Annotated in this window: 10 protein-coding genes; 1 reads left to right on the top strand and 9 read right to left on the bottom strand. The window is 65.0% G+C overall.

Annotation, left to right across the window (positions count from 1 at the left end):
- Positions 1-1,723: hypothetical protein (locus R2834_11285; protein MEZ4700905.1), on the bottom strand; the 1,723-nt coding region annotated here is incomplete at its 3' end.
- Between the two features lie 397 nt (positions 1,724-2,120).
- Here R2834_11285 and R2834_11280 point away from each other — a divergent pair.
- On the top strand, positions 2,121-2,381 hold the full coding sequence (locus R2834_11280) for a hypothetical protein (GenBank protein MEZ4700904.1): 261 nt from the start codon (positions 2,121-2,123) through the stop codon (positions 2,379-2,381).
- Here the strand turns inward: R2834_11280 and R2834_11275 are convergent.
- The 8 genes from R2834_11275 to nadA all read right to left on the bottom strand — a co-directional run bounded on the left by R2834_11275 (position 2,359) and on the right by nadA (position 16,510).
- Positions 2,359-5,319: a hypothetical protein gene (locus R2834_11275; GenBank protein MEZ4700903.1), complete on the bottom strand. Its 2,961-nt coding sequence runs from the start codon at positions 5,317-5,319 to the stop codon at positions 2,359-2,361. The genes R2834_11280 and R2834_11275 overlap by 23 nt on opposite strands.
- Before the next feature lie 254 nt (positions 5,320-5,573).
- Positions 5,574-6,665, bottom strand: coding sequence for a type IX secretion system outer membrane channel protein PorV (porV, locus tag R2834_11270; GenBank protein MEZ4700902.1), 1,092 nt, complete (start codon positions 6,663-6,665; stop codon positions 5,574-5,576).
- A 231-nt stretch (positions 6,666-6,896) separates the two neighbouring features.
- Positions 6,897-10,841 carry a type IX secretion system sortase PorU gene (porU, locus tag R2834_11265; GenBank protein ID MEZ4700901.1) on the bottom strand — a complete coding sequence of 1,315 codons (3,945 nt, stop codon included), beginning with the start codon at positions 10,839-10,841 and terminating at the stop codon, positions 6,897-6,899.
- Positions 10,842-11,176: 335 nt separating this feature from the next.
- A complete protein-coding gene (locus R2834_11260) occupies positions 11,177-11,881 on the bottom strand; it encodes a histidine kinase dimerization/phospho-acceptor domain-containing protein (GenBank protein MEZ4700900.1) in 705 nt (234 codons plus the stop codon).
- A gap of 123 nt (positions 11,882-12,004) precedes the next feature.
- On the bottom strand, positions 12,005-12,859 hold the full coding sequence (locus tag R2834_11255) for an MBL fold metallo-hydrolase (GenBank protein MEZ4700899.1): 855 nt from the start codon (positions 12,857-12,859) through the stop codon (positions 12,005-12,007).
- A 176-nt stretch (positions 12,860-13,035) separates the two neighbouring features.
- Complete coding sequence (locus R2834_11250) at positions 13,036-13,674, bottom strand: LON peptidase substrate-binding domain-containing protein (GenBank protein MEZ4700898.1); 639 nt, start codon at positions 13,672-13,674, stop codon at positions 13,036-13,038.
- 64 nt (positions 13,675-13,738) lie between these two features.
- Positions 13,739-15,511 (bottom strand): sodium:solute symporter family protein, encoded by a 1,773-nt coding sequence (locus R2834_11245; GenBank protein MEZ4700897.1) that lies wholly within the window; start codon positions 15,509-15,511, stop codon positions 13,739-13,741.
- A 6-nt stretch (positions 15,512-15,517) separates the two neighbouring features.
- Positions 15,518-16,510, bottom strand: a complete 993-nt coding sequence (gene nadA / locus R2834_11240) for a quinolinate synthase NadA (GenBank protein ID MEZ4700896.1) — start codon at positions 16,508-16,510, stop codon at positions 15,518-15,520.
- Positions 16,511-16,561: the final 51 nt, after the last annotated feature.

Here is a 16,561-nt window from a genome sequence, read left to right as displayed (position 1 = left end):
CGACGTTGGTGAGCTGCTCCGGTGCGCCGTCGTCGGTCATCCGGTAGATGTTGAAGATGCCGGTGCGATCGCTCGAGAAATAGAGCCGACCGTCGGCGTCGAACGCCGGCGAGCGCTCGTCGTCGGGCGTGGCCAGCACCGGCTGATCGTCGCGCCCATCCGGCCGGATGCGGTAGAGGTCGCGCCCGTGGCCGATCTGCCGGCCATAATAGATCCAGCTGCCCGTCGGATCCCAGGCCGGGTCGCTGACCTGCGTGCCGTCGTCGAACGCCGTGATGGGGCGCACGACTTCCGATTCCACGTCGAACAGCGCGAGGTTCGTGGTGCCGTCGCCTTGCTGGACGAACGCGATCTGGCGCCCGGCCGGCGAATAGGCCGGCGAGGTGGCCCGCTGGCCTTCGGTCAGCCTCGTTTTCTTTCGGGTATCCAGGTCGAGTTCGTACAGATCGGCCACGAGATGCCCTTCCGGCGAATCGCGCCGGCGGGCATACACGATCGTCTTCCCGTCGGGGCGCCAGTCGATCGCGCGATCGACCGACCGCACGAGCCGGTGCCCCATCATGCAGGTGTGCACCAGATCGGGCGCGTCGTCGCCCATATCGATCTCGTAACGCGCCAGCTTCCCGGTCGCGAGGTCGCGGATGTACAGGCTGGTCGACGAAAAATCCTCGCCCCGGTTCGACGTGTAGGCCAGTCGATTCCCGTCGGGCGAAAACCGGGGATAAAAATTGGCGAAGCCGTCGGGCTCGACGATGCGGCCTTCGACCTTGTTGGCGAAGATACGCGCCGTCTCCTGTTCGTAACTGGCTTTCAGGCTGGCGACCCATTCGTCGTACACCACCGACGCCGGCTTGCCCACGGCCTCCGCGATGGCCCGGTCCACGTTCCAGTTTCGCCATTCGCCGAGCGCCACGCTGATGCGGCGCAGAACGTCCTCGCCGTACATGCCGGCGAGGTACCGCGTAAAGGCATACCCCTGGTTGTAGACGGTCTCGCGCAGGAGGCTGCTGTGGGAATAAAATCCGCCCATGTCCGCCAGGGACAGCTGCTCGTTCGCCAGCACCCGCGTCCGCAGCAGCATGTCGCGATGGGAATCCCAATCGTCGTACCCCAGCCAGGCGCGCTGATACTGCGCCGTGCCCTCCGCCAGCCAGGCCGGGTTGCTGATGCCGGCGATGGGGTAGGTGACGATGACGTTGGGATAGCCGTACAGCACGTCGGGCCGGCGGACGTTCTCATAGCCCAGGAGTTGGAAGTAGAGAAACGGCACGCGCCGGCTCATCTTCATCGCGGTCTGCACCTGGATGATGTGCGTGAACTCGTGCGAGATCACGTTGCGGAGCCAGTTGTGGTCGCCCCGAAGCGGGGTATCCAGGCTCGGCGCCCAGATTTCGATCTTGTTGTCGAAGAAATACGCCGCCCCGTTCGAGTAGTCCTCGAAATCCTTCAGGATGATGGCCACCCGGGTATCGGGTTCGTGCTGGTAGAGGCCCGTGATCGGTCCGTAGATCTCCTCGGCGATACGCGCCACGACCTGCGCCGTCCGGCTCGATCCCTTCCCGTCGTCATCCTGGTGATAGATGATGTGGAAATGCTCGGTGTCGATGGTATACCAGTGCAGGTCGGGCCGCGCAAAGTCGTAAAACGCGATGGATTCCTGCGCCACCGCCGGGCGAGCCAGCGCCAGGATTAGTAGCAGCAGCGCCCATACCCATGTGTCCACCCGACCGGAAGCGCCGCCTAGCGGCGCGGTAGCGGAGGGACCTCCCAAAGACCCGCCCCCTTTGTCTTCCCGACCGGAAGCGCCGCCCAGCGGCGCGGTAGCGGAGGGACCTCCCAAAGACCCGCCCCCTTTGTCTTCCCGACCGGAAGCGCCGCGCAGCGGCGCGGTAGCGGAGGGACCTCCCAAAGACCCGTCCCCTTTGTCTTCCCGACCGGAAGCGCCGCCCAGCGGCGCGGTAGCGGAGGGACCTCCCAAAGACCCGCACCCTTTGTCTTCCCGACCGGAAGCGCCGCCCAGCGGCGCGGCAGCGGAGGGATCTCCCAAAGACCCGTCCCCTTTGTCTTCCCGACCGGAAGCGCCGCCCAACGGCGCGGTAGCGGAGGGACCTCCTGTAGACATGCACAGTGCCCATCTCGAGGAGGTCTCTCCGCTTCTTCGCCGCTGCGCGGCGACTCCGGTCGAGATGACATTCGGGGTGGCCGAGACCACATTCGTGTCGATCAATACAACATTCGGGGTGGCCGAGACGACATTCGTGTCGATCAATACAACATGCGGGGTGGCCGAGACCACATTCGTGTCGATCAATACAACTTTCGGGGTGGCCGAGACGACATCAGTATGGTTTGTACGCATCATCGAATCACCGCCATTTTGACCAGCGCCGTTTCCGTCGCGCCCGACGCGTCGGTTGCTTCGATGCGGGCGTAGTAAATGCCGCTCGCGGCCTCCGTCTGCCAGGGGATGTCCGTCGGCACGCCGGCGCGGACGTCGGGCACGTCGATGCGGTCGATGAGGCTGCCGGCGGCGTCCACGATGGTGATGCGGACGCGCACATCCCGGGTCGGACGGAGCCGGACGAAGGTGCGGCCGTCGCGGATCGGGTTGGGCCAGTTGTACGTGTCGGCCGCGACGAGGAGGCCGTCGTTTCCGGCTTCCGGGCCCGGTGCCGGCGTGGTGAGCGTGACGGCGCTGCCGTTGCCCGGCCCCTGATAGAGCTTCCCCCACCAGATGTCGTTCAGGCCGTCGATCGTCCACCCCGCGAGGTGGCCGTCGACATCCACCGCGACCAGACGTTCATCCTGCAATAACGGCGTAGCCCAGGCCTCGCGCCCCACCGCCAGCGGGAATCCCGCCACCTGCTCGCCGGGCGCGCCGAGGTCGTATGCATAGACCATCCCGTCCACCGCGGCGACGACAACGGCCTGGGGCCCATCCGCCGCAAATCGCGCCAGGAGCGGCTGCGCCTGGACGTCCGCCGGCAGCGCGATCGGGAAGCCGTCGGCCATCCCTCCCCCCTGCGTGATCGCCATCAGCTGCCTGCCGTAGACGACCAGCGCGTCCAGCCGGCCGTCGGCGTCGACGTCGGCGAGGATCGGGAACGAGCGCAATCGGGATTCGGCATCTCCCCAGGTCTGCAGCGGAACGCTGCTCACCGCGCCGTCGGGCAGCAGCCAGTGCAGCACCCCGCCGCTCTTTTGCGGCACGATGCCCACCAGGCCGGCTTCCTCGTCGCCCATAACAAGCTGACTCGCTGGCCCATCCGCCAGAGGCAACGCCCAGCGCTCGGAGCGGCCCAGCAGGGTCACGCCTTCCGGCGTCCATACGGCGACCCCGCCGGAGGCCGGCGCGGCGATGGATCGGGGCGCGACGATCGGCTCGACGGTGATCGGCAGGGTCGGGCCGGCGAACGGCGCCGTCGGATCGAACGTAAGGACGCTGAGACTTCCGTCGTTGCCGCCTTCGACCAGCGCGGCGTAAAGCCCGTTCACCGCATCGTACACCAGACTCGCCCGCCCCGGCACAGCCCGGTAGCCGGCGCCGAGGTTGAAGGCCACGAAGGAAAACTGCCCGTCCGCATAGCGTCCGTAGCCAAGCTGGCGATCCGCCGTCTCATGAAGGAAATAGACCGCGCCATCACCCCCGATCACCGGGTCCGAGGCCCGTCGCGCGCCGGGGCGCAAAACGGCGCCATCGCTGACGACCGCCAGGTCCAGATCGTTGGCAATGACCAACGCGCCATCGCCAGCTTCCAGGACATAACTCCCTTCGCCGGCGGACACGTTCGTCAGCTCCGGCCATCCTCCTATCGGCGCAAAGCCGTCGGCCGCCGCCCGGCGATAGGTGAAGCGCATCACCGGCCCGCGCTCCGAAAATTCCTCCAGCACGACGAAGCTGTTCGCCCCATCGTTGGAGACGCTGCTCGGGTAGGTCGACGGCCCGAACCGGTTCTCGTAGAGCCGTACTTCCTCGCCCGTCGCCGTGATCACAACGACCGGGTTGCCCGCATAATAGAAGTCGAACGGCGAACCCAGGTGCGACTGCGGCGCGAACGGGTTGCCCGAGGGAAAACCGATGTCCTGCGCCCCGTCCGCCTCCTCCAGGTCGACGCCCCGGCGCTCGGGATCGACGTTGACCCGGTTGTCCGCCAGGCCGGCGGCGATCACCCGCTCGTCGACGTGCCAGATCAGGATACCGCCGTTGAGTTCGTTGCCGTCCTCGTCGAGTCCGCCCGGAAGCGCCCAGTCGAAGTTGTCGGCGTCGACGATCACGCCGCCGGCAAAGGCGTCCACATCCACGCTGTTGAAGGCTTCATCGCCGTTGGCGAAGCGATCCTCCACGATCGCCCCGTCGCGATAGACCCGCAGCACGAGCCCGTCCCCCTCCACGTCGCGGTTTCGGTGCTCCACCAGGAAATATTCGGCGCTCGAGATCGGGATGCGGACGGCATCTGAGCCGGCCGGATCGGAAGCCGGCGACAGGTCCGAAATCACGTCCTGATCGCCCGTCACGACCGGCGGATCGATCCATCCGAGAAAATACTTTGTCCACGCCGAGGGCTCCGGAGCGAGCAGGCCGTTGTAGGCAAACAGACCCAGCGGATCCATGAGCCCGAAGGGCCCGATGGCGCTCTGTCCGTCTTCGGTATTAAAGAGATCGGGGACCCCGAGGTAGTTAAAGAAGCTCGCGGCGAGCAGACCGTTGATCGAAAACTCGATCACGAATTCCCGGTCGCCGATAAAGTCGAAGCCCTTGCGCGACTCGGTCCGCGGCATGACCATCGTGCTGGTGACGGGCAGGCCCTTGAACGCGATGGGGCCGGCGAGGCGCTGCAACGTTTCCTCGCCAAAAAAGATGGACGGCAGGTCCTGCGGGGTTTTGTCGAGCGTGGTGCCGATCAGTTCGATGTCTCGCCCGACGCCGGCGTGAAAGAGCAGGAACGCCGTAGTCGCCGGGTCGAGCCCCGAGGCATCGAAGGCGGACGAGGCGTCGGCGATGCCCCAGGCCTCTTCGACGAGGCGGGCGAGTTTGGCGCGCTCGGCATCGCTTTCGGCGTCGAGGCCGGTCGGGCTGTAGTCCGCCATCTTCCCGGAAACGCGCACCACGTCCGGCAGCAGGTGGGTGCGGATGACGGTCTGCCCGTCCGACACGCGGGCGACGTAGTTCTGGAGAAACTGGAGGTGGGCGTCGAAATACGCCGCGTCGTGCGGCAGTGGATCGATGCGGGTGGCCAGCGTATCGAACAGGGGCGCATCGAAGGTGCCGTTGCCCGTCGTGAACCGTGTGGTGTCCGGCTGGAATTCCACGCGGAGCACGACGAGGTCATACGCCGGCGCCGCCGGCCGCCGCGGCGACTGCGCCGAAGCCGGGAGGATAAAAATCGACAGGCATAAAAAAAGAAGGGGGCCTGCGAAGACCCCGCCAGGGTATGCCTTTTTATGCCGAGATAGGCTCATCAACACCGTACAGCCCGCGCCATCGTAAAAAAGCCACCCGGACCCGAGCCAGGATTCGGCAGGAAAGCCATCCCACCAAATCCCGGATCAGGCCCGGGATGACCCGTGATCGTTTACCGCGCGAAGTTCAGCAACAGCGAGAAACGCATGGTATTCGCAAGCGGCGAATTTTCTTCGAGGGCGTAGATGTACGAGAAGTCCACCCCGATGATGTTGTACCGGATGCCGGCGCCGAGCGTGAGGAACTTCCGGTTGCCGTTGTACGGGTTCTCGTAGAAGTACCCCGAGCGGAGCGCGAAGAGGTTGTTGTACCAGTACTCGAGGCCGACGCCGACGGTCATCTGCTCGAACACGCTCAATGTTTCCAGCTCGGCCGCATCGTCCTGGAGGGCGTTGGTGCGCACCTCGATCGGCGACCAGGCGCTGAAGATCGCCTTGTAGAAGGGATCGGCGTTGTTGAGGGAGTCGACCTTGATGAGGTCCTTGTTGAAGTCGTTGACGATGGTGAGGCGGTTGAACTCGTCGAAATCGACGGTGAACGCCCATCCCATACGGATGTTGGTCGGGATCGGGTCCGCCTGCTCGCTATCCGAGTACTGGACTTCGGGGCCCATGTTGGCGAGGTTGAAGCCGGCGGAGAAGACGCCCTTGCTCGCCCCGAGGTTCATCGGGCGCGTGCGGTAGAGGGCGGCGAGGTCGAACGCGACGGCGACGCCGGCTTTCGTCTCCTGCCCCTCGACGCTCGTGCCCGGCGCGAGGTTGGAGTAGATGAAGCGGAGGCTGGTGCCGAGCGAGAGGGTCGGCGTCACCTTGAGGCCGTACGAGATGCCGGTGGCGAGGTCGTAGGAGCGGAACGTGCCCGTGGGGTTGTTCTGGCCGTCGCGGCCTTCATGTTCGCCGAGGAAGAGGTAGGTCACGTGGGCGCCGAAGGTACCGATGCCCGGTACGCTCTTTTTCGCCATCAGGTACTCGTAGAAGAGGCCGGCATTAAACTCCGGCAGCCAGTTCGAGTGCGTGAGGCCGAGTTCGGTGCCTTGCTGGAAGGCCAGGCCGGCCGGATTCCAGAAGTTGGCGCTGGCGTTGTCGGCCAGGGCCACGCCGGCGTTGCCCATGCCGGCGGCGCGGCTATCGGGCTCGATCTTGAGGAACACGACCGCGGCGCCGCCCACCTGCGCCATCGCAGGAACGGTGAGGCCGGCCATCATAATCGTCACAAGAAACGCGCATACCAGGCGAAGAGGGGCTGTCGGAGAGGCCGCGCTGGAAGAATGGGTAGGATTCATGGTCGTCGTTTTTTTAAACATCGAGAAAGAGCGTTTGCCAGAGTGTGCGTCTTTCCTGCCTGAAGGGTGATGCATACGTTTATGATAATATCGCGCCAAACGACCCATTGACGGGATAGATCCCACAATCGGCCAGCGCTACCAGGTTTCGGATTATCGAATGATGGCCAGTTTCTCGATCTGTTCGGAAACGTGCCGTTCGCCGTCCTCGCGGTCCATCTCTACGCGGAGTTTGTAGAGGTAGACGCCGGCGGCCAGGGGATCCGCATCTTCGTCGAGCCCATCCCACTCCAGCTGAAAGGGGCCGCCCCCCAGCAGGTCCTCGGTCTCGAGCGTGCGCACCAGCCGGCCCGTGACCGTGTAGATGCGCACCTGCACCTTCGCCAGCGGGTTGCCGGCCTGGTTGTGCTCGAACACGAAGCGGGTGAGCCCGGCCGTCGGATTCGGATAGGTAAATACGTTGCGCAGGACGAGGTCCTGCTCGTCGGCGACGATGTAATCCAGCGTCGCGGTGTTGGAGTTATTGAGCACGTCCCACGCGCGGAGCGAAAGCGTGTTGAAGCCCTGCTCCTGTTCGGTCAGATTCCAGGTGACCGTCCCGCGCTGGTACGAGTTTTCGTCGCTCTGGAAGGCGTTGCCGATATCGACGGCATTCGCCTCGTCGCCGTTGATCACGAGGAGCATTTCATGCCCCACGCCGGCGCCCACCGTATTGATGCCGCTCTCATCGAAGAGCCGGACGATCAGCTGGGGGCTGGCGTTCGTGAGGCCGCCCGACACGAAGGTGGTGTCGTTGAGGAAGAGCGAAAGTTCGGGGCCGCGGCTGTCGTTCGGCGGGTTGTCCGACGTGCCGCCCACGATCACGTTCTCGGTGAAACCGAGCGCCTGTTCGGTACCCGAGGCGGCGTAGACCGAGATGCGGCCGGCGGCGTTGCTGTACGAGATGTCCTTGGGCACGACGAATACGGCCTGGTAACGCCCCTGTTTGGCCTGCACCTGACCGCGCCAGAGCAGGTCTTCCCGGACGGTGTAATAGGGTCGGGGCATCCAGCGCTGGTCCGCGATATCGACCTGGCGCTCGGCATCGAACACGCTGAGGACGACCTGTCCGTCGAACGAGGCGTCGAGCTGGCCGGCTCCATCGAGGATGGTCCCATCGATGGTGACCCGGTCCAGCGCGCGCAGCGGCACCGTCTGCCCGTCGACGGGCTGGCCGTTGACGGTTTCGACGCGCGCCTGGTACCCCGGGATGCCGATGCGCATCGTCGGGTCGCCGAGCAGGTTGAATTTCCGGTTGTTGCCCTGGAGGCCGACCGTCGTATTCTTGGTGATGCGCAGGATGTCGCCGAGCCGGCGCGGCTGGCCATTGGCGTCCAGCTGGAACATCTCCTGCGTAAGCCGGCGATTGAGGCCCACATTGAGGCTCGTCGAATCCGGGCTGGTATAAACGAGGCGCACGGTCGTCAGCAGCGCGACGGCGCCGCCGTTCGGATTGAGCAGCAGCGTCTCGGCGCCGCTCTGGAAGCCGGCGAGGTCCCACCAGCCAAACGAACAGGTGGCCGTGACGAAGATGGCCAGCCGGTCGGCATTGTCGAGCGCCTCGGCATCCTCGCGGGTGAAGATCGACTCCTGCGCGAGGCCTTCCTCGCCGCCGTGGCCGCTGTAGTTGACCACGAGGGTGCCTTCCTTCAGGGCGTTGATGATCTCGTTGCGCGCCTCGGGAATCTTGAAGCCGTTCCGAAACACGCGCTGGAACGACGACGCGTAGATCTTGCGGACATTGACGTTGGCGTAGCGGTCCTTCACCAGCTCCGCCACGACGTCCGCGTTCTGCAGGTGCAGGTCGGCATCGTTTTGCGTACCGGAGAGCCCCGTCGGGCCGTCGTCCGCCAGGAAGGTGTAGACCGACCGCCAGGAGCCGTATGTTTCGGGATCCTCGTAGCGCTTGACCTTCTCGAGTACGTTCTGCGCATCGGCCTCCGTCTGTACCGGGAAACGGCCGATGCCGATATCCACGCGTTCGACGATTGCGCCGCGAGGCGCCGGCGAGCTGAACGTGTCGTACGGCCAGAGCCCTTCGTCCGGATCGAGCAGCCCGAAATAGTCGTCGCTGGTGTACGACTTGTCCGGCACGAGTGAATCCTCGGCCTCGTAGGGCGGGATCCAGTTGGTGTTTTCGAGACGCTCGCCGCCGAGTCCGCGGTAGTTGTAATGCCCGTCGCCGTAGAAAAGGACGTATTGCAACCGCTGCCCGTCGGTCGGCGCACGGTCGTAGAGGAAGCGGATGTAATCCCGCGCCGCGCGCATATCTACCAGGCCGCCCGAAAATTCGTTGTAGATCTGCTCGATCTGCGTCACCAGCGTCGGGATGCCCTGCGCCGAGCGCCGGGCGGCCAGCTCGTCGGCGTAGGGTTTGAAGAGGGCCGGCGTGATGATCAGGAAGCGCGGCGAGGCCGCCTCGGCGTGCAGGTTCTGGGTGGGCACGGTGACGGCGGCGCCGGCATCGAGCGGCTCGGCCACGGTTTCCACGAAGGCGATCAGTTCGCGCGGACGCGCGCCGTCGGCCACCTCGATCTGGGCGAGGTAACCCGAGCCTTCAGCCTGGACGGCCAGGCGCTGGATCGCGGCCGGATCGGTGACATCCCACACCTGGGGTTCAGACGAAAATCCGGACAGCACGAACTCGAACCGGCCCGACTGGTTGGCCGGCGTCACGAAACGCACGCGCCCGTTTTCAGCGGTGAGCCGCTGCGGATAAAACACGCGCAGCCAGTCGAGTGCCGCCTCGGGCGAGTTCGACTGCGGCTGCAGGGTCATCGACAGCGAAAGCGGCGCGCCGGCATCGAGCGTCTGCTCGAAATCGACCGTCGTCAGCAGCGCGGACGGCGTCTCCTCGCCGGGACGGACGGCGCCAGTCAGCGCCTGGGCGAGTCGCACGCTGCCGGCATTAAAATAGGCGAACGCAGAGGGATTCGATTTGATGGCGACCTGCGCCGTGTACTGCACGAGTCCGCCCGCAAACCCGGGGGCCTGCACGCTGGAGAGGATATCCAGCCGGCCGGTCGGACTGATCGGGCTGCTCAGCCAGGTGAGTCCGCTGCCGTTCTGCTTGCTCCAGTTGAAGTCGTCGAAATCGACGAACAGCCGGCCTTCCACCTGATCGAGCCGTTCGGCGTCGGGATAGGCCGGGAAAGCCCCGGCGTCCACGCGCTGCCCATCGCCGCTGGACACCTTGAGGAAATACGCATTTTCATTGGAGAACGGATGGACGTAATGCGCCCATCGCGCCGTCTCCTCGTTGATGCGCCATCCGCTCGGCGCCGCGCCGTAAAAAAGCAGCACATCGTTGTCCCCGAACGAGCCGTCGCCTCCGCCCCGGACGAACACCGGGTTCTCGACGAGGTCGGCCGCGCGGGGCGCCGCGTTCAGAGCCGGCACCGGCGCGCCGCCGTTGCCGTAGATCTTGATCTGATTGGGCTCGATGGTCGCCGGGTTGAGCCCGAGGCCGGCCAGAAAGGCCCGGTCGATCTTGTAGATGCCTTCCTCGGTGATAGGGATGCGGTAGACCGTGCCATCGGCCAGTACGCTTTGCTCGACGGCGACCTGCGCATTGCGCACCGCGCTCACCTGCCGGGCATTGGCTGCCGCATCGCGGTAGCGGACATCGATGCGGACGCGGCGGTAGCGGCGTAGCACCTGGGCGTCTTCGTCGTACTGGACGAGCTGCACGCGCAGCGAGGCGGTCGGGCGTTTCCGGTAGACGCCGAGGGCTTCGGCAGCGGCCGTCGGTTCGGCCAGTGAGGTGCGCAAGGCGGGCGAGGCGTCGCCGGCCGGCAACGCGATCTCGTCAAAATCAGAGGAGACAACCTGCACGTCCGGCAGCGCCATCGACGGGAGCGTGAGGAGGTCGGAGTCGCTGAAGAGCCCGCCGGCGATCGCGGAGGCCACGGCAGACGTGAGCGATGTGGCGCCGAGGCTGTCGAGGGTGACCTTGAGCGAGCGGTTCCACGCGGCGTTGACTTCGATCGTCAGCCCGTTGGCGCGCTCCTCGACAACCCGAAAGGACGCATCTTGCCCGCGCGCGGACAAAAACGCCATCGAAGCGAAAAGGATAACGAACGCTATGAAGCGGCCCTGAGCCAAAACCATCGAAATTCCTTGCGTTACGCTCCTCGGCGCGGCGAGCCTGTAGGCGGTACGTGCCGTGCAGAAAGGAGTAGCTGTTACGTAGCGGACACAACGGCGCGGTTTCGTCCGCGCAAGTTAAACTAATTTCGTAACAGAATGATTTCGATAGGCGGGTAGCGTAGGAAGGCGTGGTATTTCGAGCGGCCGCACCAGCGGGAAAGCGTACCGCACTGTCAATTATGAGGCTAAGAACACCATGTCGGGAGTCAGGTTCCAAAGCCGAAGAACCCGGGACCCGGGGCGTATCAGGGAGTATCGGCCGACTTCGCGGACAACTCAAGCCCGGAGTTGGCGATCGTCTCTTTCATGCGGACGATGCGCTGCAAATCCGTGTGCAGCCGGCGGCTCGATTCTTCCACATCGCGGAGCGGCGCCATCAGGTCTTCATCCAGCTGCATCTGCCGACCGATCTCGATGAGCAGTTGCGCGTTGCCGGACAGGATCGAGAGCGGATTGTTGATGTCGTGATAAAACGACGACAAGCCTTTCCGGGTCTGCGTCAGCAGCTGCGCTTGCTCGTACTCCCGTCGTACCATCAACCCCAGCCTGCGGAGGATGCGGCGGTACAGCACGCTTTCGAGATGGATGCGGACCGTGTCGTCGGCGACGGCGGCACCGGCGACGGCCGGCACGACCGTCAGGCGTTCGATGCCGCCCTCGAGCTGCGGCCCGGAGGGCTCATCCGAGAGGGCCACCACATCCGTGTCCATCCAGAACGCCTCCCCCAGCGCGTCCAGGTTATCGAGGTCTGCTCCCGGCATACGCGCGTCGACCAGGACGGCATCCACCGCGCGCTGGCTGAAGAGCGCGGACAGCGCATCGAGATCCCGCACGGTCACGGTGGTCTTGGCCAGATGCGCGTGTTCGCAGACGGCCACATACCGGGCCGCATCACGCGCCGGCGCGAGGATCACCAGCGTATCGGCGCCAAAAATACCCGGTTCGTCCATCGTAACGACTGGGGCAGGAAGTTCTGCCATAAGAAAACGCTCCCTTTCGCGGCACGCGAAGGCGTTGGAGAGGTACAGAAGAATGGAGGGTCGTCCAGACAAACGACGGCCCGCATGAACGGCTCAGAAAGCGTCGAGCCGGCGTGGGGCCTCCACCACTACGCCGGCATCGGTTCGTTTGAGGCTGCTGATCTCGACGACGGGGTCGTGCTCGTAAAAGAGACGCCACCCGCCGGCCTCGGCTTCGTCAAGAAATGCCGCTTTCTCCCGAATAGTTTCCATCGGAAACAGATCGTACGCCATATTCCATGCCGGCGCCAGGTGCGCCGACGTCGGCAGCAGGTCGGCCATATGCACCAGCGTCTCCGCGCCGGTGCTGACTTTCACCAGCTGCATCCCCACCGTGTGCCCCTCCACGGGTAGCACCTCGATGCCGGGCAGGATCTCCGTCCGCCCGTCGAGAAACGCCAGCTGGCCGGATGCGCCGAGGGGCTCGAGGTTTTCGGCGAGGAAGGAATTGCGCTCCCGCACGTTGGGCGTCTTCGTCCACTCCCAGTGCCGGCGCTGCACGTGATGCGTGGCGCGGTCGAACACGATCTCAAGCCGGTCGCCGCTGTGCCGCGTCGAGCCGCCGCAGTGATCGAAATGCAGGTGCGTGAGGATGACATCCGTGACGTCGCGGGCCGTGAAGCCGGCGTGCCGGAGCGCGTCGTGGAGTTCGTACGTCTCCTGATCGACGGCGTAGATGTCCCTGAACTTCGCGTCGTATTTATCGCCCAGCCCATTGTCCACCAGCACGAGCCGGTCGCCGGCCTCGATCAGCAGACAGCGCATGTGCATGGGGATGCGGTTTTTCGCATCGGCCGGGATCTTGCGTTCCCACAGCGGTTTCGGGACGATGCCGAACATGGCGCCGCCATCCAGCGCAAAGCGGCCGGTTTCTATCGTGTGCAGGGCAAAGGGTCCGAGTTTCAGCATCCGTTCTATCGTCCGTATCCGCGAGTGGGTAGCTTCATGCCATCGCAGGGATTCCGTTGAAGCCTGCGTTTGCCGTTCCAGGCGGCCTGTATCCTGTCCAGGGCTTTTTTGTCTTTATCATTGCACGTCGATCCTCGAACCGTTCTCCGCATCCGGCAGGATTTCCGTGCACGCCGTTACAGTTCACCCGAGGGAAAATCCTTGAAGTGGCCGTTGCTCTGGACTTTTTTGCGCACGTCCTCGACCTGTTCGACCTGCGGGATGAGGGACTCCAGATGGCGCGTCAGGAAGTGGATGCGTTCGTTCTCCGTCAGCATCTCCAGCACTTCCTGTTTTTGATCCAGGTTCAGGCCGGCGTTGTGGGCGATGAAGTACGAGATGCCTTCGTCGCTTTCGTACAGGTACGGACGTACGGTGCGGCCGGCCAGTTCGAGCAGCCGCATGTGCTGCGTGATCACCCGCTCCCGAAGATCCACCCGTAGCGGCTCCCGCGGCTCGACCACCGTCTCCACCCGGCCCTGCAGATACGCCCGGTCGTCGAATAGCTCCCGCACGCGAAACCGTTTTTCCCCCACCACCACGATGTCCATCCGGCCGTCTTCGTAGCGGGTCGGTACATTGCTGATCCGCGCCGTGCACCCGATCTGGGCCATCTTGCCCTCGCTCGTGTACACGATGCCGAACGGCAGGTCCGTTTCGAGACAGTCGGCCACCATCTCGCGGTACCGCGGCTCGAAGATGTGCAACGAAAGCTGCTCGGCCGGATAAAGCACCATGCCGAGCGGAAATAACGGTATTGTAAACTCCTGAGCCATGTCAATTCGCACGTGACCGATGGCCATCCTATGAGCCAGCCGGCATAGTGTTTCACCCGCGCGTTCAGTCCATGCGGCGCAAGGCGACATAGCCGGCGGCGGCGAGCACGCCCATCCCGATCGCCACCCCCCATCGGAGCAGCAGCAGCCCGCCGATCCCGAACATCAGCCCGAAAAGTAGCGCCAGCGCCGCGGCGGACTTGAGCAGCATCGGCTGAAGCGGCTGCGCCGGCCGGAGACCATACTGCGCGCGAACCGCCTTCCATCCCGGACCGGGCGGCTCGATGGATTCGCAAAAGGCGCGGAGCGTCGCGTCGGTCTCGGGCGGGGTGAGATACATCACGGATACCCAGATCACCGTGGTGACGCCGGTGATGACCAGCAGCCGGAGCCCGAAATCCGCGATGATGAGGTCCGGCACGAGCGTCGTCACGAGGCCGATCGCGACGCCGGCGAGCATGGCGGCCAGTTCGGCCGAGGCGTTGATGCGCCACCAGAACCAGCGCAGGATGAGCACCATGCCCGGCCCGGTGCCCATCGCGATGACGAGCCGGAAGACGTCGAGGATGCTCGTCGCGTAAAACGCCGCGGCGGCCCCCAGGGCTGTGATGAACAGCGACGCCCAGCGTCCGAAGACGACCAGTTCACGCTGCGTGGCGTCGGGCTTCACGAAGCGCCGGTAGAGGTCGTTGACGAGGTACGAGGCCCCCCAGTTGATCTGGGTGGAAACGGTGCTCATGAAGGCCGCGAGGAGCGAGGCGACGGCGACGCCGAGGATGCCGGCGGGCAGATAGTCCAGCATCAACTTCGGATAACCCAGCTCCCGATCCGCCAGATCCGGATAGATGATGAGCGCCGCCAGCGCCACCAGGATCCAGGGCCACGTCCGCACCACGTAATGCATGATCACGAAAAGCCACGACGCCTTTTCGGCCTCGGCCTCGCTGCGGGACGCCGCGAGGCGCTGGATGAACTCGCCCCCGCCGTCGGAGCGCCGGAAGGTCCACCACTGCAGCAGCGTGTAGGCCATGAACGTCGAGAACGAGATGCCGGCGGTGGCGCTCCACACGAGCCGCCACGCCGACGTCGGATCCCAGGTCAATGGCACGAACGAGAGCACGTCGAACGCCGTCGCCGCCTGCGCGCGCGCCGCCAGCTGCGCCAGCCCGCCCACTTCCGGACTCCCGATCGCGTACACGGCCACCGCCAGCGCCCCGAACAGCGCCAGCGCGAACTGAAAGAAATCGGTCGCGACGACGCCCCAGAGCCCGGAAAAACCGGTATAGGCGAGCACGAGCACCGAGATGCCGATCACCGTTAGCAGCTTGGGGTCCATCCCCAGGATCTGCTCCTCCGCGCTGAACCCGAGGCCCTCCCAGATGCCCAGCGTGCCCACCACCTTGACGGCGGCCAGCATGATGTAGCCGATCCCGATGCAGTTGATGGGCACGGCGAACAGAAACGCCTTGGTGCCGCGCAGCACCGACGCCGGCTTCCCGCCGTAGCGCCGCTCGATCAGTTCGGCATCGGTGATGATCTCACTCCGCCGCCACAGCCGGGCAAAGACGTAGATCAGGACGACATGCCCGATCCCGAACGCCCACCACTCCCAGTTGCCGGCGATACCGCGGGTGCCCACCACGCCGGCGACGTACAGCGGCGTGTCGATCGAAAACGTCGTCGCCGCCATCGAGGTGCCGGCGAGCCACCAGGGCAACGAACGGCCGGACACGAAGAACTGCTCGATCGATTGCGAGCCGCGCCGCGCGAGGTAGATGCCGATGCCGAGCGTCGCCGCCAGGTACACGGCCACGACGATCCAGTCGAGGAGGACCATAAGCGCCTACTGGATGCCGGCGCTCATCTCCAGCATCCGCTCGATGGACACGAGCGCCCGCTTGCGCAGGTCCTCGTCCATCGTCAACTCGGGCTGCTCGTATTTCAGACAGAGATACAGCTTTTCGAGCGTGTTGAGGCGCATGTGGGGGCACTCGTTGCAGCTGCAGCCGTTGTCCGGCGGCGCCGCGATGAAGGTCTTCTCGGGGTAGGCCTTCTCCATCTGATGCAGGATGCCGGCCTCGGTCGCGACGATGAACGTGTCCTTGTCGCTCTTGCCGGCGCGGCGCAGGATCGCCGTCGTGGAACCGATGAAGTCGGCATGCCGCAGAACGGCTTCCTCGCACTCGGGGTGCGCGAGCACCTCCGCTTCGGGGTGGCGGACCTTGAGCTGGACGAGCTTCTGCTCGCTGAACACCTCGTGCACGATGCACACGCCGTCCCAGATGAGCATGTCGCGCCCGGTCTCTTTCGCCAGATAACGCCCCAGGTTGCGGTCCGGCGCGAAGATGATCGGGGTCGACGCCGGAATCTGGCGGATGATGTGCTCGGCGTTGGAGGAGGTGACGATGACGTCGCTCAGCGCCTTCACGCCGGCGCTGCAGTTGATGTAGGACACCACGAAATGATCGGGATGCGCCTTCGTGAACGCCTCGAAGGCATCCGGCGGGCAGGAGTCGGCCAGCGAGCAGCCGGCGTTGAGGTCGGGCAGGATGACCTTTTTGTCCGGGTTGACGATCAGCGCCGTCTCGGCCATGAAGTGCACGCCGGCGAACACGATGATGTCGGCGTCCGTATCGGCCGCCTTCCGGGCCAGCCCGAGCGAGTCGCCGATGTAGTCGGCGATGTCCTGGATGTCGGCCTCCTGGTAGTAGTGCGCGAGGAGGACGGCATTTTTCTCCTTCTTCAGCCGCTGGATCTCGGCCACGAGATCGAGGGTAGGGTCGATTTCCTGCGCGACATACCCCGCGCTGAGGTCGAGTACCGGAATCTGGAGCATCTGGACGGTGGCGTTGGTGAGGTTGGCGGGTCTCGCGGGGTTTAACTCGGG

The sequence above is a fragment of the Rhodothermales bacterium genome, assembly GCA_041391505.1.
Taxonomy (GTDB): Bacteria; Bacteroidota; Rhodothermia; order Rhodothermales; family JAHQVL01; genus JAWKNW01.
Note: the sequence above shows the minus strand (reverse complement) of the source record. Positions and strands in the feature narration are given on the sequence as shown.

Coding starts and splice junctions, on each gene's coding strand:
- R2834_11250 (MEZ4700898.1), bottom strand. CDS start 13,674: ATGGCTCAGGAGTTTACAATACCGTTATTTCCGCTCGGCATGGTGCTT.
- R2834_11245 (MEZ4700897.1), bottom strand. CDS start 15,511: ATGGTCCTCCTCGACTGGATCGTCGTGGCCGTGTACCTGGCGGCGACG.
- R2834_11255 (MEZ4700899.1), bottom strand. CDS start 12,859: ATGCTGAAACTCGGACCCTTTGCCCTGCACACGATAGAAACCGGCCGC.
- porU (MEZ4700901.1), bottom strand. CDS start 10,841: ATGGCGTTTTTGTCCGCGCGCGGGCAAGATGCGTCCTTTCGGGTTGTC.
- nadA (MEZ4700896.1), bottom strand. CDS start 16,510: ATGCTCCAGATTCCGGTACTCGACCTCAGCGCGGGGTATGTCGCGCAG.
- R2834_11260 (MEZ4700900.1), bottom strand. CDS start 11,881: ATGGACGAACCGGGTATTTTTGGCGCCGATACGCTGGTGATCCTCGCG.
- porV (MEZ4700902.1), bottom strand. CDS start 6,665: ATGATGGCCGGCCTCACCGTTCCTGCGATGGCGCAGGTGGGCGGCGCC.
- R2834_11280 (MEZ4700904.1), top strand. CDS start 2,121: ATGCACAGTGCCCATCTCGAGGAGGTCTCTCCGCTTCTTCGCCGCTGC.